General features: G+C 72.9%; 19 protein-coding genes. 13 read left to right on the forward strand and 6 right to left on the reverse strand.

Annotation, left to right across the window (positions count from 1 at the left end):
* Positions 1-84 precede the first annotated feature (84 nt).
* The 4 genes from J2Z30_RS03385 (at position 85) to thrS (ending at position 4,229) form a co-directional block, all read left to right on the forward strand.
* Entirely contained in the window at positions 85-1,329 is a 1,245-nt protein-coding gene (locus J2Z30_RS03385; protein ID WP_044576102.1) for a cytochrome P450, read from the forward strand.
* A gap of 47 nt (positions 1,330-1,376) precedes the next feature.
* Positions 1,377-1,574 carry a ferredoxin gene (locus tag J2Z30_RS03390; protein WP_044582004.1) on the forward strand — a complete coding sequence of 66 codons (198 nt, stop codon included), beginning with the start codon at positions 1,377-1,379 and terminating at the stop codon, positions 1,572-1,574.
* On the forward strand, positions 1,571-2,761 hold the full coding sequence (locus J2Z30_RS03395) for an NAD(P)/FAD-dependent oxidoreductase (protein ID WP_209468533.1): 1,191 nt from the start codon (positions 1,571-1,573) through the stop codon (positions 2,759-2,761). The genes J2Z30_RS03390 and J2Z30_RS03395 overlap by 4 nt, the downstream gene beginning before the upstream one ends.
* 145 nt (positions 2,762-2,906) lie before the next feature.
* Positions 2,907-4,229 carry a threonine--tRNA ligase gene (gene thrS / locus J2Z30_RS03400; protein ID WP_308279679.1) on the forward strand — a complete coding sequence of 441 codons (1,323 nt, stop codon included), beginning with the start codon at positions 2,907-2,909 and terminating at the stop codon, positions 4,227-4,229.
* A 624-nt stretch (positions 4,230-4,853) separates the two neighbouring features.
* Here thrS and J2Z30_RS03405 read toward each other — a convergent pair.
* The 3 genes from J2Z30_RS03405 to J2Z30_RS03415 all read right to left on the reverse strand — a co-directional run bounded on the left by J2Z30_RS03405 (position 4,854) and on the right by J2Z30_RS03415 (position 7,418).
* Positions 4,854-5,999: a serine hydrolase domain-containing protein gene (locus tag J2Z30_RS03405; protein WP_044576097.1), complete on the reverse strand. Its 1,146-nt coding sequence runs from the start codon at positions 5,997-5,999 to the stop codon at positions 4,854-4,856.
* 160 nt (positions 6,000-6,159) lie between these two features.
* Positions 6,160-6,702, reverse strand: a complete 543-nt coding sequence (locus J2Z30_RS03410) for a hypothetical protein (RefSeq protein WP_308279681.1) — start codon at positions 6,700-6,702, stop codon at positions 6,160-6,162.
* Positions 6,699-7,418, reverse strand: coding sequence for a hypothetical protein (locus tag J2Z30_RS03415; protein ID WP_044576094.1), 720 nt, complete (start codon positions 7,416-7,418; stop codon positions 6,699-6,701). The genes J2Z30_RS03410 and J2Z30_RS03415 overlap by 4 nt, the downstream gene beginning before the upstream one ends.
* Positions 7,419-7,544: 126 nt before the next feature.
* On the opposite strand from J2Z30_RS03415, the gene J2Z30_RS03420 reads away from it, so the two are divergent.
* Entirely contained in the window at positions 7,545-8,084 is a 540-nt protein-coding gene (locus J2Z30_RS03420; RefSeq protein WP_078956915.1) for a GNAT family N-acetyltransferase, read from the forward strand.
* Positions 8,085-8,152: 68 nt separating this feature from the next.
* Here J2Z30_RS03420 and J2Z30_RS03425 read toward each other — a convergent pair whose 3' ends face one another.
* Positions 8,153-10,267, reverse strand: coding sequence for an MFS transporter (locus J2Z30_RS03425; RefSeq protein ID WP_245387445.1), 2,115 nt, complete (start codon positions 10,265-10,267; stop codon positions 8,153-8,155).
* 164 nt (positions 10,268-10,431) lie between these two features.
* On the opposite strand from J2Z30_RS03425, the gene J2Z30_RS51265 reads away from it, so the two are divergent.
* On the forward strand, positions 10,432-11,475 hold the full coding sequence (locus J2Z30_RS51265) for a peptidoglycan-binding domain-containing protein (RefSeq protein ID WP_052701613.1): 1,044 nt from the start codon (positions 10,432-10,434) through the stop codon (positions 11,473-11,475).
* A gap of 805 nt (positions 11,476-12,280) precedes the next feature.
* Positions 12,281-12,931 carry an HAD-IA family hydrolase gene (locus tag J2Z30_RS03435; RefSeq protein WP_044576089.1) on the forward strand — a complete coding sequence of 217 codons (651 nt, stop codon included), beginning with the start codon at positions 12,281-12,283 and terminating at the stop codon, positions 12,929-12,931.
* A gap of 87 nt (positions 12,932-13,018) precedes the next feature.
* On the opposite strand, the gene J2Z30_RS03440 is transcribed toward J2Z30_RS03435, so the two are convergent.
* Positions 13,019-13,600 (reverse strand): TMEM165/GDT1 family protein, encoded by a 582-nt coding sequence (locus tag J2Z30_RS03440; protein WP_044576086.1) that lies wholly within the window; start codon positions 13,598-13,600, stop codon positions 13,019-13,021.
* A 663-nt stretch (positions 13,601-14,263) separates the two neighbouring features.
* On the opposite strand from J2Z30_RS03440, the gene J2Z30_RS03445 reads away from it, so the two are divergent.
* The 6 genes from J2Z30_RS03445 (at position 14,264) to J2Z30_RS03470 (ending at position 21,284) form a co-directional block, all read left to right on the forward strand.
* Positions 14,264-14,923 carry an HNH endonuclease family protein gene (locus J2Z30_RS03445; protein ID WP_044576084.1) on the forward strand — a complete coding sequence of 220 codons (660 nt, stop codon included), beginning with the start codon at positions 14,264-14,266 and terminating at the stop codon, positions 14,921-14,923.
* A gap of 106 nt (positions 14,924-15,029) precedes the next feature.
* Positions 15,030-16,772, forward strand: coding sequence for an alkaline phosphatase D family protein (locus J2Z30_RS03450; protein ID WP_044576081.1), 1,743 nt, complete (start codon positions 15,030-15,032; stop codon positions 16,770-16,772).
* Between the two features lie 169 nt (positions 16,773-16,941).
* Entirely contained in the window at positions 16,942-18,957 is a 2,016-nt protein-coding gene (locus tag J2Z30_RS03455) for an FAD/NAD(P)-binding protein (RefSeq protein ID WP_052701612.1), read from the forward strand.
* Positions 18,958-19,095: 138 nt separating this feature from the next.
* Positions 19,096-19,575 (forward strand): DoxX family protein, encoded by a 480-nt coding sequence (locus J2Z30_RS03460; RefSeq protein WP_020871656.1) that lies wholly within the window; start codon positions 19,096-19,098, stop codon positions 19,573-19,575.
* A 236-nt stretch (positions 19,576-19,811) separates the two neighbouring features.
* The gene (locus J2Z30_RS03465; protein WP_044576076.1) at positions 19,812-20,501 is read left to right on the forward strand and encodes a DedA family protein; all 690 of its coding nucleotides are present in this window, start codon (positions 19,812-19,814) and stop codon (positions 20,499-20,501) included.
* 84 nt (positions 20,502-20,585) lie between these two features.
* Positions 20,586-21,284 carry a lytic transglycosylase domain-containing protein gene (locus J2Z30_RS03470; protein WP_044576075.1) on the forward strand — a complete coding sequence of 233 codons (699 nt, stop codon included), beginning with the start codon at positions 20,586-20,588 and terminating at the stop codon, positions 21,282-21,284.
* Here J2Z30_RS03470 and J2Z30_RS03475 read toward each other — a convergent pair.
* On the reverse strand, positions 21,268-22,050 hold the full coding sequence (locus J2Z30_RS03475; RefSeq protein WP_044576073.1) for an alpha/beta fold hydrolase: 783 nt from the start codon (positions 22,048-22,050) through the stop codon (positions 21,268-21,270). The two genes, J2Z30_RS03470 and J2Z30_RS03475, sit on opposite strands and share 17 nt — an antisense overlap.
* Positions 22,051-22,067 lie beyond the last annotated feature (17 nt).

Genomic DNA, 22,067 nt, shown 5'->3' on the forward strand with positions numbered 1-22,067 from the left:
CGCCCCCGTAGCGCGAAGACGACGTCCCCACCGACCCGAAGGTTCACGATCCGCTCCCATCGGAACCCCCACCCGAGGAGAGATATGACCGAGACGCTGGCAGAGACCACGGCCGAGGCGGAAGAGCCGCTTCCGGAGTTTCCGATGCCGCGGGCGACCGGCTGCCCCTTCGACCCTCCCCCGGCCGCACGGGCGCTGCACTCCGAACGGCCGGTCGCCCGCGTACGGCTGTGGGACGGCAGCACCCCGTGGCTGGTGACCCGGCACGCCGACCAGCGCGCCCTGCTCGCCGACCCGCGGGTCAGCGCCGAGAACACGCTGCCCGGTTATCCGCATATGAGCGCCGGCTTCCGCGAGAACGCCGCGCAGCGGCGGTCCTTCGTCACCATGGACGACCCCGAGCACGCCCGGATCCGACGGATGATCACCGGACCGTTCGCGACCAAGCGCGTCGAGGCGATGCGGCCCGACATCCAGAAGATCACCGACGATCTGATCGACACCATGCTGGCCGGACCGACCCCGGTCGACCTGGTGCGCGCGCTCGCGCTGCCGCTGCCGTCGCTGGTGATCTGCCGGCTGCTCGGGGTGCCGTACGAGGACCACGACTTCTTCCAGCGGAACAGCTCGCTCCTGATCCACCCTCAAGCCTCGCCCGAGGAGGTACTCGGCGCCAACAAGGCGCTGAGGGGCCTTCTGGACGGGCTGGTCGCCGCGAAACTCGCCGACCCTGCTGACGACATGCTCTCCGAGCTGGCCGCCCGGGTCAGGGCCGGTGAGCTGACCCAGCGCGACGCAGCCGACATGGGTGTGACGCTGCTGGTCGCCGGTCACGAGACCACCGCCAACATGATCGCCCTCGGTACCGCCGCGCTGCTGGAGAACCCCGACCAGCTCGCCGTGCTGCGGGAGACCGACGACCCGAAGGCGGTCGCCAGGGCCGTCGAGGAACTGCTGCGCTATCTGACCATCGTGCACAAAGGCCGGACCAGGGTCGCGCTGGAGGACATCGAGATCGGCGGCGAGACCATCCGCGCCGGGGACGGGATCATCGTCTTCCCCGGCACCGGCAACTGGGACGCGGAGGTCTTCCCCGAGCCCGAGCGGCTGGATATCGGCCGCGACGCCCGCCGTCACATAGCGTTCGGCTTCGGTGTCCACCAGTGCCTGGGCCAGCCGCTCGCCCGGGTGGAGCTCCAGGTGGTCTACGGCACGCTCTACCGCCGTATCCCCACTCTGCGGCTGGCCACCGGGGTCGACCAACTACCTTTCAAAGAAGACGGTTTGGTCTACGGCATCTATGAGCTGCCCGTCACCTGGACGTCATGAGCGACGAAGGCGGCGGGGACGGCAGCGGCGAAGGCAAGGGAGTCACCATGCGTGTGGAAGTCGATGTGCCCAAGTGTGTGGCGTCGGGACAGTGCGTGATGATCGCACCCGATGTGTTCGACCAGCGGGAGGAGGACGGCATCGTGGTCCTGCTGGACGAACAGCCCGCACCCGAACTCCACGCCGATGTGCGGGAGTCCGCGGTGATCTGCCCGGCGGCGGCGATACGGGTGATCGAGAAGTGAAACACGTGGTGGTGGTCGGTGGCTCCGCCGCCGGTCTGGCGGCGGCGGAGACGCTGCGCCGGGAGGGCTACGAGGGCACGCTCACGCTCATCGGCGACGAGCCGTACCACCCGTACGACCGGCCACCGCTGTCCAAGCAGATCCTCGGCGGGCAGTGGGAGCCCGACCGGGTGCCGCTGCGCGCCCCCGCCGATCTGGAAGCGCTCGGCCTCGATCTGCGCCTCGGCGTCGCCGCGACCGGGCTCGACCTCGCGGGCCGTACGGTCGCGCTGGCCGATGGGGCGCGGGTGCCGTACGACGGCCTGGTCATCGCCACCGGCGTCCGCCCGCGCCGGCTGCCCGGCGACGGCGGGGAGCGGGCACATGTGCTGCGCACCCTGGACGACGCCCTGGCCCTGCGGGACCGGCTGGGCCCGGGACGGCGGCTGGCGGTGGTCGGCGCCGGGTTCCTCGGCGCCGAGGCGGCCGCCGTCGCGCGGGGGCTGGGCGCGGAGGTCACGCTGCTGGAACCGGCGCCGGTGCCGCTGGCCCCGGCGGTCGGCGAGCAGGTCGGCCGGATGCTCTCCCAGGCCCACCACGACCACGGCGTGGATCTGCGCACCGGGGTCGCGGTGGCCGAGGTGGCCGACGGCGGGGTACGGCTGACGGACGGCACGCTCGTCGAGGCCGACGAGGTGCTGGTCGCGATCGGCTCGGTGCCCAACACCGGCTGGCTGGAGGGCAGTGGGCTCACCCTGGGCGACGGCCTGGAGTGCGATGAGTACAGCGCCGCCGCGCCGGGTGTGTACGGCGCGGGGGATGTGGCCCGCTGGCACAATCCGCTGTTCGGCACGGCGATGCGGATCGAGCACCGGACCAACGCCACCGAGCAGGGCATGGCCGTGGCCCGCAACCTCCTCCGCCCGGACGAGCGACGGCCGTTCGCACCGGTGCCGTACTTCTGGTCGGACCAGTACGACTTCCGGATCCAGGCGCACGGGTATCTGCGCGGCCATGAGGAGGTGGCGGTGGTGGACGGCGTGCTGGAGGAGCGGAAGTTCCTGGCCGTCTACCGCTCCGGGGACCGGGTGGCCGGTGTGCTGGCCGTCGGGATGCCGCCGAAGGCGGTGCGTACGTGGCGGCAGGCGGTCGCGACGCGGGCCGCGTGGCGGGACGCGGTGGGGGAACTGCTGCCGGAGGGAGCGTAACGGGTACCGCGCGTACGTAGCCGGTACCGCGTGCACGGGCCGTGGCCCGGCGTGGCGTACGCCCGGAAAATCGCCGGGCGGGCCGCGCCGGGCCTTGCTACGGTGCCGGGTATGAAGCGCGCTGCGATGACGACGACGCCGGAGAGTGTCCCGGCGCGCTGATCGATGTTCTGATCCGAAGCCCCGGGGCGAGTGCCCCGGGGCTTCGCCGTGCGGTCACTCGCCTCACCCCGACGAGGAGACCGCGATGTCCGACCACCGCAAGCTGGGCCGTGAACTGGCCCTGTTCGACACCGACCCGCTGATCGGCGCGGGCCTGCCGTACTGGCTGCCCGACGGCGCGACCGTACGGCACGCCCTGGAGGAGTACATCCGCGCCGCGGAGCGGCGGGCGGGCTACCGGCATGTGTACTCACCGGTGCTCGGCAAACGGGAGCTGTACGAGCTGTCGGGGCACTGGCAGCACTACAGCGACGACATGTTCCCCCCGATGGATCTGGGCGCGGAGCAGATGGTGCTGCGCCCGAGCCTGTGCCCCCACCACGCGGTCATCTACCGCTCCCGAGGCCACAGCTACCGCGAACTGCCACTTCGCATGGCCGAGTTGGGCGGGATGTACCGCTCGGAGCTGTCGGGGGTGCTCGGCGGGCTGACCCGGGTCCGGGCCATCCAGCTCAACGACGCCCATATCTTCTGCACCCTGGACCAGGTCGCCGACGAGGCGGGGGCGGCCCTGGAGATGATCCGCCGGGCGTACGAGGCACTCGGCATCACCCCGGCCCGCTACCGGCTCTCCCTCCCGGGCCCCGGCGGCAAGTACGTCGCCGCGCCCGAGCTGTGGCGCCGGTCGACCGCCCTGCTGACCGACGTCCTGGACCGCTCCGGGCTGCCGTACGAGGCGGTGGAGGGCGAAGCCGCGTTCTACGGCCCCAAGATCGACGTCCAGGTCGCGGACGGCGCGGGCCGGGAATCCACCCTGTCCACCGTCCAGGTCGACTTCCACCAGCCCGAGCGGTTCGATCTCCACTACATCGGCCCGGACGGCGCCCGGCACCGTCCGGTCATGGTTCACCGCAGCGTCATCGGCAGTGTGGAGCGGGCCGTGGCCCATCTCATCGAGGAGCACGGCGGGGCCTTCCCCGCCTGGCTGGCCCCCACCCAGCTGGTCGTCCTGCCGATCTCCGAGGCCGAACTGGCGCGAGCCGAGGAGCTCGTCCGGCGGTGCGATGAGCTCGGCCTGCGCGCGGAGCTCGCCGGGCCGGACCGCGGCAGCCTGGGCGCCCGCATCCGGGAGGCCCGCCTGGTCCCGTACCAGGCCGTCGTGGGCGCCCGGGAGGCCGCGGACGGCCGGGTGGCCCTGCGGCTACGGGACGGCCGCCGGTTGGACCCGGTGCCGGCCGACGAGGCCCTGGCCCGGATCGACGCGCTGGTGAAGGCGCACAGCACCGACGTGTGGGACGCGGCGTAGAGGGTGTCCGACGCTTCGTGCCACCTGCGGCGGGCTGCTCCCCTACCCGCCCCTTCCCCCAACTGGGACTCCGCCCCAGCCCCCACCGGGGCTCCGCCCCAGACCCCCGGCGGGCTCCGCCCCAGGCCCCACAGGGGCTCCGCCCCAGACCCCCGGCGGGGCTCCGCCCCCGGACCCCACCGGGACTCCGCCCCCAGACCCCGCAGGGACTCCGCCCCAGACCCCACCGGGGCTCCGCCCACAGACCCCACCAGGACTCCGCCCCAGACCCACCGGCACTCCGCCCCCAGACCCCACAGGGGCTCCGCCCCAGACCCCGTCGGGGCTCCGCCCACAGACCCCACCGGGACTCCGCCCCAGACCCCGCAGGGACTCCGCCCCAGACCCCACCGGGGCTCCGCCCACAGACCCCACCGGGACTCTGCCCCGGACCCCACCGGCACTCCGCCCACAGACCCCGGGGGGCCGGGGGCGGAGCCCCTGTCCCGCGGCGGAGCCGCATATCGATGCTGCGGCGTTACCCATCCCAGCCCCTCCGGCGATTGAGGAGCGGGGTCCGGGGCGGAGACCCGGCGGGGGCGGGGGCGGAGCCCCGGTTTCGGGGAGGGGCGGGGTGGGGGCTGATCAGGCGCCCAAACGCTCCCGCACGGCCGCAACGAGCCGCGACGCCCGCGCATCACCGTGGCCGATCATGCGATTGGCCACATACGCGAAACCCACACCGAACTCGTCGTCGCCGAAGGCGAACTGCCCGCCCGCCCCGTCATTGCCGAAGCTCCGCTCCCCCAGCATCGGCCGAAAGGACGGCGAGTCGAGCAGAAAGCCCGAGCCCCAGCGCGCCCCCATGTCGAAGCCCAGCCAGCCCTTGCCGGACGAGACCTCGCGGACCGCGTCCGTCACGGTCTCGGGGGCCAGCAGCCGCCGATGGCCCCCGATGCCCGTCACGGCCGCCGCGTACAGCCCGGCGAGCCCGCTCGCCGACGCGGTGGCGCCCGCGCCCGGCAGCTCCATGCCGAGCAGCGCCGGGTCGTTCCAGCCGTGCGGCTCGTCGAGGCCGGGAAAGACCAGCGCGCCGTTCATGGTCACGATGCGGGTCAGCAGATGTTCGGGCCCCGGCATCCCGGGCCGCCCCTCGGCCTCGACCAGCCGGGCCCGCCCGTCCATCTCCGCGTCGGGCAGCCCGATCCAGGCCCGCAGCCCCAGCGGGTCCCCCACCGCCCGGCGGAAGTACGCGCCCGGGGTGTGCCCGGTGATCCGCCGGATGACCTCACCGATGAGGAAACCGAAGACATGGCCGTGGTACTCGTACGCCGTGTCCGGCTCCCACAGCGGCGTCTGCTCCTCGACGGCGCGGATCACCGGCGCCCAGTCGGCGATCTCCTCGAACTTCAGCACCCCGTCGAGCACGGGGACCCCCGCCCGGTGCCCGAGGACCATACGGCAGGTGATGGCCTCCTTGCCGTACCGGCCGAACTCCGGCCAGTACCGGCTCACCGGGGCGTCGAGGTCCAGCCGCCCCTCCTGCGCGAGGAGGTGGGCGCAGACGCTCACCAGGCCCTTGGCGCAGGAGAACACCGGCACGACGGTGTCCCGCTCCCACCCCCGCCCACTCCCCTCATCCGCGACCCCGCCCCACAGCTCCACGACCTTGCGCCCGCCGGCGAAGACGGTGACGGCCGCCCCGAGTTCGGGAAACTCCTCGAAGTTCCGCGCGAACACATCGGCGACGCCGCCGAACCCCTCGTCGACCCACCCGCTGTACAGCGTCATTGCCCCCGGCCCTCCATGAACCCTGCGTGACCACAACCGCGCCACGGTAGGCCGTGGCCCGGCCCCACCACGAACGATTTACGAGGCGGCCCCGGCCAATACGCCCGTGGCCGCCACCCGGAGAAGATCCGGGCGGCGGCCAAAGGGTGAACTGGGGCACTCAGATGCTGATGAGGCGCTCCAGCACATTGCGATAGCCCCGCATCGCCAGCCGCAGCTCCTCCGTCTCCGAGATGACCGCGTCGTCCTCGTGCCAGGCGGCACGTAGGGTGGCGCGGCGCTCGGCCAGGAGGTCGGTGAGGCGGGCGGCCACCTCCATGAGCAGGGCGTCGGCCTCCTCCACGGCGCCACGTGGGCTGTCCACGAAGCCGCTGACCGCGTACCGCAGCCGCTGGGTCAGCTTGTCGTGCTCGCTCGTGGGCAGCACGGGGAAGCTGGGGCCGTTCGGGGTGTCCAACGGCTCGCCCGACGGCTGGGCGGAGGACCCGTTCGTCGGCGTGGGCCTGCTTCCGTTCGTCGGTGTCGACCGGCTTCCGTTCGTCGGCTCGTGCTTCGGCATCGTCGCGTGCCAGGACGTCATCGGCCCCGCCGCCTCCGTGTGGCCCGGCCGCTGGGGCAGCGGAGCCGCTTCATGCTTCTCCAGCCCATGGCGCCGCTGCCCGTTGTTCTCCGTCGGGTCGGTCGGGTCGGTCGGGTCCGTCACCACGCGCCGCCCTTCTTGGTGTGGCCGAACCGCGTATGGCCCGTCCCCATCCCGGTCCCCGTCCCCGTCCCGGTCCCGGTTCCTGGCAGCCACCTCCGGAGGCCGCTCCCGCTCCGCCGCTCGCCGTGGTGGTGCTGCCGCGCGGTCTCGGAGCCGGTCGGGGCGCCGTGGTGCGGCGGCCTGACCAGATCCTCGAAGAACGGCCGGGCGTGCACCACGGCCTCGCGCAGCTCCTCGGTGTCCGCGCGCCCCTCACGGGCGCGGGCGGCCGTGTCGTGGATCTGCCGGTAGCCCTGGACGTGGTCGGCGTGGTGGACGGACAGCGCCGCCACCTGCTCCTCGTAGTGGCCCGACGGGTAGCCACGGTCGTGGGCGAGCCGGGCCAGGAGCTGATCGGCGCCGGTCACCGTGTGTTCCGGAGACTCGATGAACATCTCCTGCATACCGGCCCACTCGGCCACGTACCGCTCGCGCAGCTCACCGGGCAGGGGTTCGGTCCTCAGATCGCCGTACAGCCGCAGCCGTTCCTCGAGTTCCCGCTCCGCCGCCTTGGTGTCGCCCGCGTGCTGAGCGACGTTCAGTTCGTACTCGGGCCCGAAGCGGCGTCGCAGAGCGCGTTCCCTACGGCCGGCGCCCGCGCGGACGACGCGGATGATGAGCGCGGCCGCGAGGACGACCGCGACGACAACCACGATGCTGATCGCACCAGTTGACATGGTCTGCTTCTGCCTTCCCGCTGGCTTCCCCCTCCGCGTTCGGGGGGCTCCTCTCTGCGGGTAGCCCGGTCTTCGGCCCTCAAACTGCGGTGCGTCAGAGGTGTGGTGGGTGCCAGGATGCGGACCATGACGAGTACCCCCTGTGCCCGAGCCGGTGAGCGCGCCGGAGCCTCCCCCGGGTGGGCGGTCGCCGCGCGGCCCGTCGGCGACCCCGTCTCCGCCATGCTGCTGCGCGAGTACCTCGTCGATGTCGCCGACCGCTACTACCAGCTCCACGAGGAGCGGGACTCGACTCCGGAGGAGATCGGGCAGGCGCTCGCCGAGATGCCCAGCGACGATCTCGCCCCGCCGCGGGGGGTGTTCCTGCTGGCGCACCATGCGGGGGAACTCGCCGGATGTGCGGGGGTGCGGCTGATGGACGCGCGCACGGCGGAGCTGAAGCGGGTGTACGTACGGCCCGCCAAGCGGGGGCTGGGCGGGGGCGCCGCACTGCTCGCGGCCGTCGAGGCGGCGGCGGTCGGACTGGGCGCCGGGCGGATCGTGCTCGACACCCGCCTCGATCTGGTCGAGGCACGTGGGCTGTACGCACACCACGGCTACCGGGAGGTTCCGGCCTTCACGGACGGGCCGTACGCCGAGGTCTGGATGGCCAAGGAGCTGGGCTGAACGGCCAAGGAGCTGGGCTGAGGCACGAGGCGCGGTGCGCCCAAAGGGCCCTGGTGCGCCCGAAGGCCCTACCCACACGGCGGCGGCGGTCTGCGGTGATCCGGGCGGGGCATGCCCTCCCTCGGCTGCTCCGCGTCCGAGCCGCACAGCTCCCGCGTCAGCTCGTCCACCAGCTCGGTCAGGTCGGTCGGGCGGTCCGGTGACCACCAGTCGCCCAGGAGTTCCGCGAGGGACGCCTCGCGGGCCCGGTAGAGCCTGGTCGCGATCTCGCGGCCGTCGTCCGTGAGGGTCAGCTCCAGCCCGTAGCGGCGGCCGAGGCCCCGCGCCTCGATCTGCCGTACCGCCTCGGTGATGGCCCGCAGCGGTACGGCCGTGCGCTCGGCGAGCAGGGCGGGTTCGACCGAGCCGTAGTGCTGGATGCGCAGCAGCATCCAGCTCGCGGCCGGTCCGAGGTCGAGACCGGCGCGCCGGGTGATGTCCACGTAGACCTGTCGGCGGCCCTCCCGGCTGCCCAGCAGGGACAGCGCGCGGGCGCATTCGTCGCGCGAGGTGCGTTCCACGGGGTTGCTGGCGAGTATCTCGCTGCCGTCGGGCGCGGTGACGCTGGCGCGCAGCGGCTCCTCCCGGAGGTACCAGGCGAGGAGGAAGGCGAGCAGCACGACCGGCACCGCGTACAGGAAGACGTCGGTGATGGAGACGGAGAACGCGTGCCGGACCGCGGCCTGGTCCACGGGCGGCAGCCGGCCGAGGGTCCGGGGGTCGGAGGTGAGGGCGCCGGGGGTGACACCGGGTGGCAGACGCCGTCCGGCCAGGGCGTCGGCGATATGCGGGCCGAGGTTGTTGGCGAAGATCGTGCCGAAGACGGAGACGCCGAACGAGGCGCCGATCGAGCGGAAGAAGGTCGCGCCGGAGGTGGCGACGCCCAGGTCCTGATAGCGGACGGAGTTCTGCACGATCAGCACCAGCACCTGGATGACCAGGCCGAGACCGCAGCCGAAGACGAAGAGGTACGCGCTCATCTCGGCCGTCCCGCTGGACTCCCGCAGCTGGTGCATCAGCAGCAGCCCGACGGCGGTGACCGCGGTGCCCAGCACCGGGAAGACCTTGTAGCGGCCGGTGCGGCTGACCAGATGGCCGGAGACGGTGGAGGAGACCAGCGTGCCGAAGACCAGCGGCAGCAGATGGAGGCCGGACGTGGTCGGCGAGACACCCTGCACGATCTGGAGGAAGGTCGGCAGATAGGTCATGCTGCCGAACATCGCGAAGCCGACGACGAAGCCGATGACCGCGCAGAGCGTGAAGGTGCGGCTGCGGAAGAGGGTGAGCGGCAGCACCGGCTCGGCCGCGCGCGTCTCCACCCGTACGAAGGCCGCCAGCAGCACCATTCCGGCCACCGCGAGCCCGACGATCTGCCAGGAGCCCCAGCCGTAGGTGACCCCGCCGAGGGAGGTCATCAGCACCAGGGCGGCGGCCACCACGGCGATCAGGAAGGTGCCGAGGTAGTCGATGGTGTGCGAGGTGCGGCGCACCGGGATGTGCAGGACGGAGGCGACGACGAGGAGGGCGACGATGCCGAGGGGCAGATTGATGTAGAAGACCCAGCGCCAGCTGAGCCGGTCCACGAACACCCCGCCCAGCAGCGGCCCCAGCACACTTGCGGCGCTGAAGACGGCGCCGAAGAGGCCCTGGTAGCGGCCGCGGTCACGGGGCGGGACGATATCGCCGACGATGGCCATCGACAGCACCATGAGGCCGCCGCCGCCCAGCCCCTGCAGCGCGCGGAAGGCGATGAGTTCGGCCATGTTCCCGGCGAGCCCGCAGAGCGCGGAGCCGATCAGGAAGATGACGATCGCGGTCTGGAAGAGCTTCTTGCGGCCGTACTGGTCGCCGAGCTTGCCCCACAGCGGGGTGGCCGCGGTCGAGGCGAGGAGATACGCGGTGACGACCCAGGACAGATGCTCCAGGCCGCCGAGGTCGCTGACGATCGTGGGCAGCGCGGTGGAGACGATCGTCTGATCGAGCGCGGCGAGCAGCATGCCGAGCAGGAGCGCGCCGATGGCCACGAGGACCGTGCGCCGCGGCCGGCCGCCTCCCGGGCCGGAGGCCACGGCGCCGGGGGCCACGGCGCCGGGGGTCCCTGGGCCTCCTGGGGCCGGAGCCGGGCTGCCGGCGTCCCGCGCCATGGCGACTCCTCCTCGCTCCCCTCCGTCCCCTCCTCATCCTCATCCCATCCTCACCTTTATGCCCTGTTACGGCCCGTCGGACCGGTCCGCACGGCGGGCGAACACCTGCGCGGAGGGCGATCGGATGCGCATAATCGCTGCGAGCTCCAGGGAGGGAAAGTTCCGTGACGGCAGAGTCCTGCCCGCACTGCTTCGCACCGGCGCGCGCCAACGGCCGCCCCGGATGTACGTGTGCCGAACGCGCCGCCGCGTCCACCGCGACGGCAGGTGCGACCGATGACCAGACCCGGCCGAACCCCCAGGTGACGCTCCCGGAGGAGCGCCCGGCCGGCCCCGATCCGCGCGATCTGCGCCTCTTCGAGGAGGCGGAGAAGGCGACGGATGCGGCGGAGGCGGAGACGGCGGCGAAGGGGGAGACCACCGAGAACGCCGGGTACGCCGGATACGCCGGGAAGGGGGACGGCGAGGAGACGCGGGTGATCGACCGCGTCGAGGAGAGACCCGGCGGGGACGAGGGGGACGAGGCCGACGGAGACGCCGACGGAGATGCCCCCGGCCCCGGCCGTCACCGCAAGAGCAAGCGCAGGGTCATGACGGCCGTGCTCGCGGGCGCGGCGGCCGTGGCGGTGGCCGGTTCGCTGGCGATCGGTACGGGTCTGCTCGGCGGTGACCACAAGGAGGACGGCAGCGGCGGCGGCGCGAGCGATCACACTCTCGCCGACAGCACCGTCAGCCCTCCGGCCGAGGAGGAGCTGCCCGCCGAAGGGCCGGGCACGTCGTCCGGCTCCCCCTCGTCGAGTGCGACGCCCCACCCCTCCGCGTCCGGCTCGGCGCGGACGAGCGCGGCCCCGAGCGAGGGCGGCCCCTCGGGCTCGGCCCGCCCCTCGGGCTCGGCCTCCGCGACCGGCCCGGCGACGAAGCCCGGACCGAGCGCGTCCGGCGGCCCGACCTCCGCCCCGTCCGACACCCCGGAGCCACCCGGCCCGCCGGTGCTGCGCGAGGGCGACAGCGGGGCCGAGGTGGTCGAGCTCCAGAAGCGGCTGACCCAGCTGCTGCAGTACATCGGTGTGGCGGACGGGAAGTACGACGGGGGGCTGCGGAGGATCGTCTCCAGCTACCAGGACCAGCACGACATCACGGGCGATCCGGACGGCGTCTACGGCGAGGACACCCGCCGCGACCTCGAATCGAGAACCGACGAGCCGTAGGGGCGCGAGCCGTCCCGAGCCCTGTGGGTGCCTGGCGGGCCTTTCCCCTACCCGCCCCTTCCCGAAACTGGGGCTCCGCCCCAGCCCCCGGCCCACGGCCCCTAAGGCGGGCCCCGCCACGCGGCGAAGCCGCATATCGATGCTGCGGGAAGGGGCGAAGCCCCGGCAGGGACTGGGGCAAAGCCCCGGGAGGGAGCGAGGGCGAAACCCCGGCAGGGACCGGAGCGAAACCCCAGCAGGGACCGGAGCGAAACCCCAGCAGGAACTGAGGCGAAACCCCAGCAGGAACTGAGGCGAAACCCCAGCAGGAACTGAGGCGGAGCCCCAGCAGGGACTGAGGCGAAACCCCAGCAGGGAGCGAGGGCGAAACCCCAGCGGGGACCGGAGCGAAACCCCAGCAGGGACCGGAGCGAAACCCCAGCAGGGACCGGAGCGAAACCCGGGCGGGGACTGGGGCGGAGCCCCGGCAGGGACCGGAGCGAAACCCCAGCAGGAACTGAGGCGGAGCCCCAGCAGGGGCTGGGGCGGAGCCCCGGCGGGGACCGGGGTGGAGCCCCGGCGGGGGCTGGGGCGGAGCCCCGGTTTCGGGGAGGGGCGGGGAGGGGAGCAGCCCGCCGCAGGCGGCATGAACCGTCGGACACGCACCGAGGGGCCCCACCCCCTGGCGCATAGCGGCCCCGCTTTGTATCGTGAAGGAACAAAGTGGTTCCGCCCGTTTTCCCTGACCGGCGGGCGGAGCCGCTTGTTTCCCTTTCCGTTGCGTCTTTCCGCGGTCCGCACTCCGCGCTCGCGCCCAGGAGTCCCGATGTCCCTCACCGCCCGCGCACTCCTCCTCGACATGGACGGCACCCTGGTGAACTCGGACGCCGTGGTCGAGCGCTACTGGCGGATCTGGGCCGCCGAGCAGGGGCTCGACCCCGAGCAGGTCCTCAAGGTCGTCCACGGTCGGCAGGGCCACGCCACGATGGCCGCGCTGCTCCCGGACCGCCCGGTGGAGCGGAACCTGGCGGACAACCGCTGGATGCTGGAGCGCGAGACCACCGATCTCGACGGCGTCGTGCCGGTGCCCGGCGCGGCCGCCTTCATGGCCGCGCTGGCCGCACTCCCGCACGCCCTGGTGACCTCCGCCGACGAGGCCCTCGCCCGCGCCCGCATGGGCGCCGCCGGACTGCCGATGCCGGAGGTACGGGTCACCGCGGAGCGCGTCGGCGCGAGCAAGCCCGACCCGGAGGGCTTCCTGAAGGGCGCGGCCGAGCTCGGCTTCGCCCCCGCCGACTGTGTCGTCTTCGAGGACTCGGAGGCCGGCATCGCGGCGGGCCGGGCGGCCGGAATGCGAGTCGTCGGCATCGGCCCGCGCGCCGGGGCCCACGCCCCGGACGCGCATGTGCGGGACCTTGAGCAGGTGCGGATAGAGGCCCTGCCCGACGGCACGATGCGGCTGCACTTCTCGGGCTGAGCGCTTCTCGGGCTGAGCGCCGGGGCCGACGCCGTGCGGTGATCGCGCCCCGGGTGCCGGACGGACGGCCGCCCGGCACCCCGCCGATCAGGCCGCGACGGCCTCGTACAGGCTGAAGCCGGCCAGCGCCAGCATCACCAGAGCCGCGATCCTGGTGATCAGCCGCAGCGGTACGTACCGCATCAGGGTGCGGCCGCCCACGATGCCCAGACCCGCGACGGCCCACAGGGCCAGCAGCGCGCCGACGCCGACCGACAGGGGGTCGTCGTAGCGGGCGGCGAGGTTCGCGGTCATGATCTGGGTCAGATCGCCGAACTCGGCGATCAGGATCAGCGTGAAGCCCGCCCCGGAGACCTTCCAGAAGCTCTGGTCGGCGGGGGTGCGGACCTCTTCCTCGTCGTCGTCCTTCTTGAAGAGCAGCATCGCCGCTCCCCCGAGGAAGAGCACCCCCACGATCGCCTGGAGCAGGCGGTGCGGCAGCAGGGTGAGCACACTGCCCGCCGCGATCGCGAGCACCACGTGAAGGGCGAAGGCCGCCGCCACGCCGACGAAGACGTATGACGCGCGGTAGCGGGTGCCGAGCATCAGCCCGGCCAGGGCGGTCTTGTCGGGCAGCTCGGCGAGGAAGACGACGCCGAAGACCACGGCGGCGACGGTGATGCTGAACACGGAATGGATACCTCGTAGATCGGGCCGCGCCAAGGGCCCCGGGGGAGGGATCGCTTCGGCACGGCAGCGTCGGACACTGCGGCCGAAGGTCTCGCTGGCGTACTGCCTCCGCGTCACGCGGTGATCCGTACGCTCCGGGCGCCGGCCCGCACCTCGAGGGGCGGGCAGTATGTCGACGGTCCGGCGAGGAGCTACTCCCCTTCTGCTTCCGCCAAGGATACGGGAACCCCCACCGCAGCCCGTCGGCATGCCTACGGGGCGCCGGGAAGTGTGACCAGCCCCACAGCCGGGCGGGCGATCCGCGCCAGTGGCCAGTGGCCAGTTGGGCGGGCGCCCGGAGCGCCGTCGCCACTCGCGCGCCCGGCTCACCGGCGGCTTGTGCACCCGCCGGGCGGCGGAGCGGCGAGCGCCGCCCCGGGCGCGGCGTTGACCGGCGGCGATGCCTCGGCCCCGGGCGCGGGCGCGCACGATACGTGGGCGCATCGCAAGCGCGCGGTGGCCGCGCCGGGGCGGGTGGGTGGCACCAACTGCCTCCTGGAACCCCTTGCGTTGACATGACCGCGTCGTCACTCTGTTACCTGGCGCCCACCCCACGGCAACCCGGCGCCGCAACCATGGCCGGGCACCAGCGGCCAACGACCCCCCACCCTCAAGGGAGTTCGCATGTCGGACACGTCTTCCCGCCGTCGCGTCTACGCGCGTCGCGCCTCCGTCTTCGGCGGGTTCGTCGCCCTGCTGGGCACGCTCGTACTGAGCGGACCCGCCGCCGAGGCTTCCCCGCCCACCCCGCCCAGCGCCGCCACCGCCCGTACCCAGCTGGCCTCGCTGACCGTCAAGACCGAGGGCTCGTCCGACGGTTACAGCCGCGACAAGTTCCCGCACTGGATCACCCAGAGCGGCGCCTGCAACACCCGCGAGGAAGTCCTCAAGCGCGACGGCGAGAACGTCCAGACCGACTCCAGCTGCGCGGCCACCAGCGGCACCTGGTACTCCGAGTACGACGGCGAGACCTGGTCCGCCTCCGGCGACGTGGACATCGACCACGTCGTGCCGCTCTCCGAGGCGTGGAAGTCCGGCGCCAACAGCTGGACCACCGCCCAGCGCCAGTCGTTCGCCAACGACCTGACCCACTCCCAGCTCATCGCCGTGACGGACAACGTCAACCAGTCCAAGGGCGACCAGGACCCCGCCGAGTGGCTGCCGTCCCGGACCGCCTACCACTGCATGTACGCCCGCATGTGGGTCTCGGTGAAGTACACCTACAAACTCACCCTCGACTCGGCCGAGAAGTCCGCGCTCAGCGGCATCCTCAACGGCTGCTGAGCCACCGCTCCATCCGGCGCACCGGCCGGAGGAACCGCCGCACCCCCTCCGTCGTTCCGTACCGTACGCATGTCGAGCACATCGAAGAACGACGGAGGAGGTCCGGATGGCCGGGCTGCGCCTGGGACCACTGCTGCGCCATGTCGACTGGGAGACCGGCACCGGCGCGACCGTCTGGGTCGAGGCCGACCGGCCCTGTGAGGCCGAGGTGCGGTGCGCCGACGGTGCGGGCGGCACCGCCCGCACCTGGCAGATCGCGGGCCACCACTACGCCCTGATCCCGGTCACCGGGCTGCGGCCGGGCGGCGAGACCGCCTACCGGGTGCTGCTGGACGGCGAGCAGGTCTGGCCGCTGCCGGGCTCCTCGTTCCCCGACAGCACCATCCGCACCCCGGCCCCGGCCCCGGCCCCGGGGGCCGACGGCGCGAACCCCGCGCCCGTGCGCGTGGCCTTCGGCTCCTGCCGGTGGGCCGCACCGCCCTCCGACGCCTCGCACGACCCCGTGGGGCCCGACGCGCTGGACACCCTCGCGCAGGCGCTCGCCCGCGCCCCACAGGCCCCGCGCCCCGATGTGCTGGTGCTGCTGGGCGACCAGGTGTACGCGGACGAGACCTCCGCCGAGACCCGCCGCTGGCTGGCCGAGCGCCGCGATCTGAGCGAGCCGCCGGGCGAGCAGGTGGCGGACTACGAGGAGTACACCCGGCTCTACTACGAGTCCTGGCTGGACCCCGAGGTGCGCTGGCTGCTCTCCACCGTCCCCAGCTGCATGATCTTCGACGACCACGATGTCATCGACGACTGGAACACCAGCGAGGCCTGGCAGCGCCGGATGCGCGCCACCCCGTGGTGGCGGGAGCGGATACTGAGCGGGCTGATGTCCTACTGGGTCCATCAGCACCTGGGCAACCTCTCCCCCGCCGAGCTGGCGGCCGATCCGCTCTACGCGGAGGTGCGCGCGGCGGAGGACGGCACCGGGGCGCTGCGGGAGTTCGCCGCCCGCGCCGACGCCGATCCGGGGTACACCCGCTGGAGCTACCGCCGCGACTTCGGCCGCACCCGGCTGCTGATGGTCGACACCCGCGCGGCGCGGGTGCTCGAGGAGGGCCGGCGGGCGATGCTGACCGACAAGGAGCTCGCCTGGGTGCGCGAGCAGGCCATGGAGGGCACGGGCGGCTTCCCCGGTCCGGAGGCGCCCGAGACCTCCTCCGGCGGCTACGACCATCTGCTGCTCGGCACCTCGCTGCCCTGGCTGCTGCCGCACTTCGTGCATGACGTGGAGGCGTGGAACGCCTCGGTGTGCGGCGGCAGACGCGGTGGGCGCTGGGCGCGGATCGCCGAGGATCTGCGGCAGCGCGGCGACTTGGAGCACTGGGCCGCGTTCCCCGAGTCCTTCGACGCGCTCACCGACACCATCGCCGCGGTGGGCGGCGCGCCGGGGGCGCCCGCCACGATCAGCGTGCTCTCCGGCGATGTGCACCACGCCTATGTGGCCACCCCGGACTGGTCGCGGTGGCCGTCCCCACCGCCCCGCAGCCAGGTGCGCCAGTTGACCTGCTCCCCGGTCCACAACAGCATCTACGCCTCGATACGGCTCGGCTTCCGCTTCGGCTGGAGCGCGGCGGGCCGTGCCCTGGGCCGGGCGTTCCGGCGCCATGGCCGGGTGCCGCACCCCCGCTTGAGCTGGCACAAGACGGGCGGGCCCTGGTTCGGCAACCAGCTGATGACGCTGACCCTCCGGGGCCGTACCGCGCATCTGCGGCTGGATCAGGCGCAGTCGGACCCCGCGGGCGGCGGCGCCCGGCTGGTGGCGGCGCTGGAGACGGACTGGGCGGGCCAGTCGACCCCTTGAGTGCCGTCCCTTGGGCACCGTTCCGCGCCGTACGTCACGTGATGACGGCGTATGTCCGTGATACGGGCCACAACGGAGCGGTACGTTCCGGAGACCGGGGAGATTCGTGTGAAGCGGGCGGCATGATGGGCGCGCATCCTGCGTCACATCTGCCCCGGGAGACACAGCCTTGGCCGGAGACCCTCACGCGATAGCCGTCGTCGGCGCCGGGCCGCGCGGCACCAGCGTGCTGGAGCGCCTGTGCGCCTCGGCCCCGGAGCTGGCGCCCGGCACCCCGCTGACCGTGCACATGGTGGACCCCTCCCCGCCCGGCGCGGGACGGGTCTGGCGCACCGCCCAGCCGGACGAGTTGCTGATGAACACCGTGGCCTCGCAGGTCACCCTGTTCACCGACGCGAGCGTCGAATGCGACGGACCGGTGCGGACCGGGCCGAGCCTGTACGAATGGGTCACCGCGCGCGGCCTGGCGGCCGGCCTCGGCCCGGACGACTACCCCAGCCGCGCGCTCTACGGCCGCTATCTGGAGTGGGTGTTCGGCGAGGTGATGCGGGGCGCGCCGGACACCGTGACCGTCCGGGTGCACCGGGCCCGCGCCGTACGGCTGGAGGAACGGGCCGACGGCGAGCAGGTGCTGGCGCTGGACGACGGGAGCCGTCTGGAGGGGCTGCGCGCGGTCGTCCTGGCGCAGGGCCATCTGCCGGCGGCCACCGACCCCACGGAGCGGCGGTACGCGGCCCACGCGGAGCGGTACGGGCTGCGCTACTACCCGCCCGCCAACCCCGCCGATGTCGACTTGTCGCTCATCGCGCCGGGCGAGCCGGTACTGCTGCGCGGCCTCGGCCTCAACTTCTTCGACCACATGGCACTGCTGACGGCGGGCCGGGGCGGCACGTTCGTCCCGAACGGCCGCGGCGGTCTGGTCTACCGGCCCTCGGGGCTCGAGCCACGGCTGTACGCGGGGTCGCGGCGCGGCATCCCGTACCACGCGCGGGGCGACAACGCGAAGGGGCCGTGCGGCCGGCACACCCCGCTGCTGCTGACCCCCGATGTGCTCGGCCACTTCCGCAAGCGCGCGGACGCCGGCGATCCGCCGGACTTCCTCACCGAGATATGGCCACTCGTGGCCAAGGAGGCCGAGACGGTCTACTACGAGGCGCTGCTGACCCTCCGCGCCCCGGACACCCACGCCCCGGAAGCCCCGGAGCCCCCGGACACCCACGCCCCGGCCGCCCCGGAAGCCCCGGACGCCCCCGAATCCGGCCCCGGAACCCCCACCCCGTTCACCCCAGCACGCTTCAGGCGTCACTTTTTGGCCACCGAGCACGGCAGCCCCGAAGAGGCCGCCGTGCTCGCGGAGTACGGCATTCCGGACGCGGAGCACTGGTCCTGGGACGCGGTGGCCCAGCCGCACCGCGGACGCCGGTTCACGGGGCGTGACGAATTCCGCCGGTGGCTGCTGACCTACGCCCACCAGGACGTGGCGCACGCTCGGCTGGGCAATGTCGAGGGCCCGGTCAAGGCCGCCCTCGACGTGCTGCGCGACCTCCGCAACGAGGTGCGTCTGATCGTCGACCACGGCGGGCTCACGGGGGCGTCCCGCCGCGCCCATCTGGACCGCTGGTACACCCCGCTCAACGCCTTCCTCTCGATCGGCCCGCCGCGCCGCCGGATCGAGGAGATGGCCGCGCTGATCGAGGCGGGCGTCCTGGACGTCCTCGGCCCACGGCTTGAAGTGACCTTGGAAAGTCCAGACCAAGGGGCCGACGAGGCCGGTTTCGCCGCGCGGTCGGCCGAGGTGCCGGGTCCACCGGTGGCGGCCACGACGCTGATCGAGGCGCGGCTGCCGGAGCCGGATGTGCGCCGGACCGCCGATGAGTTGCTGATCCATCTGCTGGAGACCGGGCAGGGCCGTCCGCACCGGGTGGAGGGCTATGAGACCGGCGGCCTCGATGTCACCACCGCCCCCTACCGGCTGGTGGACACCCAGGGCCGCCCGCATCCGCGGCGGTTCGCCCTCGGGGTGCCGACCGAAGGGGTCCACTGGGTGACGGCCGCGGGCGCGCGGCCGGGCGTCAACTCCGTCACCCTCTGCGACACGGACGCGGTGGCACGGGCGGCGCTGCGCGTGATGACCGCGCGGGAGCCCCGGCAGGAAGCTGCCCCGATGTGCGCCGTGGGGCTCTGAGGAGCGGGTTCAGGGCCCCGGAAAAGGGCCTCCCGGGCACTCATATTGGCAGGAACTTGAACTTGCAACAAAAGGTGAGGGGAACCTAACCTGGCGTTCCGCTGTTCCCCGTCCCCAGGAGCAAGGAGCTCCCCTCCCATGCCTTCTTCCACCACCCCCCGCACCCTCGGCGAGGCGCTCGACAGCGCCAAGCCGTATGTCCTCTCCCTCTTCCGCATCGTGGTCGGGCTGCTGTTCTTCTGCCACGGCGCCTCGTCGCTGCTCGGCTGGTTCGGCGGCATGATGGGCACCGGCAAGACCATCGAGGCCGGCACCTGGCCGGGCTGGTACGCGGCCGTCATCCAGCTCGTCGGCGGCGCGCTGGTGATGCTCGGCGTCGGCAGCCGCAGCGCGGCCTTCATCTCCTCGGGCTCGATGGCCTACGCGTACTTCCACGAGCACCAGCCCGAGAAGCTGTGGCCCATTCAGAACGGCGGCGAGCCCGCCGCGATGTTCTGCTGGGCCCTGCTGCTGCTCGTCTTCACCGGCCCCGGCCCCTGGGCGCTGGACCGGATATTCGGCTCGCCCCGCGCGAGCGAGGCGGCGCCGGAGGCGCGGCGCGAGCCGTCCCGGGTCTGACGGACGGCAGCCGGACGTCACCTCGTCCAGCCGTCAGTTCCACGCATTCGGCATCACATCACCCATCACGCCATGCGGGGTCGAACGCCCCGCATGGCGTGATTCGAACAACATCATCACACCCCTTACCGTTATCCTCTTCAGTCACAGGCGTACGCTGTATGGCTGTAACAGGCTGACGCCTGCCGCTTCCCGGCGACATGCGCAGCGGGGGGACCGGGATCGGGAGAAGTACGTTGTTGGAACATTTGGGGTCGCTGACCAACACCCCATGGATCTATGCGGTGATCGGGGCATCCGTTCTGCTCGATGTCTTCCTGCCCGTTCTGCCCAGCGGAGTTCTGGTCATCACCGCCGCCACCGCGGCCGCCGGCACCACCGTCGACGCCGTCGGCGTGGTGCGCCAGGCCGGCACGGCCGACTTCCCCGCCATGTTCGGGCTGATGCTGTGCGCCGCGACCGCCTCCGTCCTCGGGGACATGGTCGCCTACCGGCTGGCCTGGCGCGGCAGCGACCGGCTCGACCGCGCCATCGCCCGCTCCCGCCGACTCACCTCCGCCCAGGAGAAGTTGGGCACCGCGCTGGTGCGCGGCGGCGGTCCGCTCGTGGTGATAGCCCGCTTCGCGCCCGCGGGACGCTCGGTCGTCAGCCTGAGCGCGGGCGCGGCCCACCGGAGGGTGAAGGAATTCCTGCCGTGGTCGGCGGTGGCCGGGCTCGCCTGGGCGGCGTACAGCGTGGCCCTCGGCTATGTCGGCGGCCAGTGGCTCGGCGCCACCTGGCTCGGCACGGCGGTCTCGGTCCTCGCGCTGTTCGCGGCGGGCGCCGGTGCCGCGTATGTGATGAAGCGTCCGGGTGAGGGCGAGACGGGTCCGCTCCCCGCGGGTCCGGCCGGGCAGCCGCTGCCCGGCGCCCACCAGGCGCGGTAGGGCCGTGTCGGCGAACGATTACTTATCGGCCCGCGATACCGGCTACGGTCCCTGCATGCGTACCCCCATCGTGCCGGTTCCGGCATGCTGACCCGCGCCGCCGGGATGGTCGCCGCGTTCCTCGCCGGCCTCGCCCTGGTCGTCGCCGCGGTCCTGGTCGTACGGCATCTCACCGAGCCCTCGGAGCCCGAGCTGCCGGTGGTCCCCGATGCCAGGCGTCCCGTCGTGGAGGCCGCGGTCCGCACCTGCTCCCCGCTGAGCGTGCCGCTGCTGGCCGCCCAGATCGACGCGGAGAGCGGCTGGCGCCGGGACGCGGACTCCGGGCACGCCCAGGGCATTTCGCAGTTCTCCCCGGTCACCTGGAAGGAGTGGGGCCAGGACGGCGACGGCGACGGCAGGGCCGACGTCTGGGAACCCCGCGACGCCATCCCCTCCCAGGCACGCTATATGTGCCATCTGTACGACGTGGTCAAGGTGGTCCCGGGCGGCAAGGCCGGGCTCGGGGCGACCCGGCTCGCGCTCGCGGCGTACAACGCGGGGCCGAACGCGGTGCTCCGGGCGCGCGGCATCCCGAAGATCCTCGAGACGCAGGAGTATGTCGACAAGATCTTGAAGGAGCTGCTGCCCAAGTACCGGAAGAGCGAGGAGAAATACCAGGAGAGCGAGGCGAAGCACACCAGCAGTGCCTCCGCCTCACCCTCCGCACCGGCCTCCCCCTCGCCCTCCGGCGATCCTTCCGGGCCCGCCTCCGGCTCCTCACCGGCGGCTACGCGTCGGCCGTGATGAAGTCCTCCACGGCCCGTACGAGTTCCTGCGGTGTCTCATCGGCGGGGTAGTGCCCGGCGTACTCCAGCTCCACCAGCTCGGCGTTGACGTACCAGCGCAGCCAGGTCTGCCGCATCACCTCCGCCGTGAGCGCGGGGTCGTGGGCGCCGACCACGATCCGGACCGGCACCTGGGCACCGGCTATGTCCTCGTGGAAGTCCTCCAGCGCCCAGGAGTCCAGCCATGCGCGCAGCGCCTTGGGGTCGCTGTGCTCCACTGAGTGCCGCACCATCAGATCCAGCCAGGCGGCCGGGTGGCGGCCGCCGGTGGTGAGGTCGATGATCTCCCGGCGGTTCTCCGGACGGTCGGCGGCGGCCGCGAACAGCTGCCACTGCTCGCCCTCCATCGGCACCCCGCTGGCCGGCACCGGTGCGACCCCGACCAGCCGGCGGACCCGGTCCGGGGCCGCCGCCACGACGCGCTGGACGACGGCCGCGCCCATCGAGTGGCCGATGAGCGAGAACCGCTCCCAGCCGAGGTGATCGGCGAGCGCGAGCAGATCGCCCCCGGCCTCGCCGGTGGTGTACGCGCCGGGGATGTCGCGCGCCTCGCCGTAGCCGCGCAGATCGGGCAGCACATAGGTGAACCCGCGCCGGTCGACATGCGGCAGCATCGCGGCGTACGCGGCCCGGTCCGAGAACCAGCCGTGCACCGCCATCACATGGTGCGGCCCGTCGCCGACGGTTTCGTACGGTGGAACGAGGGGTGGAACGATCGGTTCCATGGCGCCTCCGGTCCCAG

The organism is Streptomyces iranensis (genome assembly GCF_017874715.1).
Taxonomy (GTDB): Bacteria; Actinomycetota; Actinomycetes; order Streptomycetales; family Streptomycetaceae; genus Streptomyces; species Streptomyces iranensis.

What these genes read in the sequence shown, in the direction of transcription:
- J2Z30_RS03405 (WP_044576097.1), bottom strand. Translation starts at nt 5,999, where the DNA reads ATGACGCTGTACAGCGGGTGGGTCGACGAGGGGTTCGGCGGCGTCGCC.
- J2Z30_RS03445 (WP_044576084.1), top strand. Translation starts at nt 14,264, where the DNA reads ATGTCGGACACGTCTTCCCGCCGTCGCGTCTACGCGCGTCGCGCCTCC.
- J2Z30_RS03450 (WP_044576081.1), top strand. Translation starts at nt 15,030, where the DNA reads ATGGCCGGGCTGCGCCTGGGACCACTGCTGCGCCATGTCGACTGGGAG.
- J2Z30_RS03460 (WP_020871656.1), top strand. Translation starts at nt 19,096, where the DNA reads ATGCCTTCTTCCACCACCCCCCGCACCCTCGGCGAGGCGCTCGACAGC.
- J2Z30_RS03475 (WP_044576073.1), bottom strand. Translation starts at nt 22,050, where the DNA reads ATGGAACCGATCGTTCCACCCCTCGTTCCACCGTACGAAACCGTCGGC.
- J2Z30_RS03435 (WP_044576089.1), top strand. Translation starts at nt 12,281, where the DNA reads ATGTCCCTCACCGCCCGCGCACTCCTCCTCGACATGGACGGCACCCTG.
- J2Z30_RS03390 (WP_044582004.1), top strand. Translation starts at nt 1,377, where the DNA reads ATGCGTGTGGAAGTCGATGTGCCCAAGTGTGTGGCGTCGGGACAGTGC.
- J2Z30_RS03425 (WP_245387445.1), bottom strand. Translation starts at nt 10,267, where the DNA reads ATGGCGCGGGACGCCGGCAGCCCGGCTCCGGCCCCAGGAGGCCCAGGG.
- J2Z30_RS03415 (WP_044576094.1), bottom strand. Translation starts at nt 7,418, where the DNA reads ATGTCAACTGGTGCGATCAGCATCGTGGTTGTCGTCGCGGTCGTCCTC.
- J2Z30_RS03420 (WP_078956915.1), top strand. Translation starts at nt 7,545, where the DNA reads ATGACGAGTACCCCCTGTGCCCGAGCCGGTGAGCGCGCCGGAGCCTCC.
- J2Z30_RS03470 (WP_044576075.1), top strand. Translation starts at nt 20,586, where the DNA reads ATGCTGACCCGCGCCGCCGGGATGGTCGCCGCGTTCCTCGCCGGCCTC.
- J2Z30_RS03385 (WP_044576102.1), top strand. Translation starts at nt 85, where the DNA reads ATGACCGAGACGCTGGCAGAGACCACGGCCGAGGCGGAAGAGCCGCTT.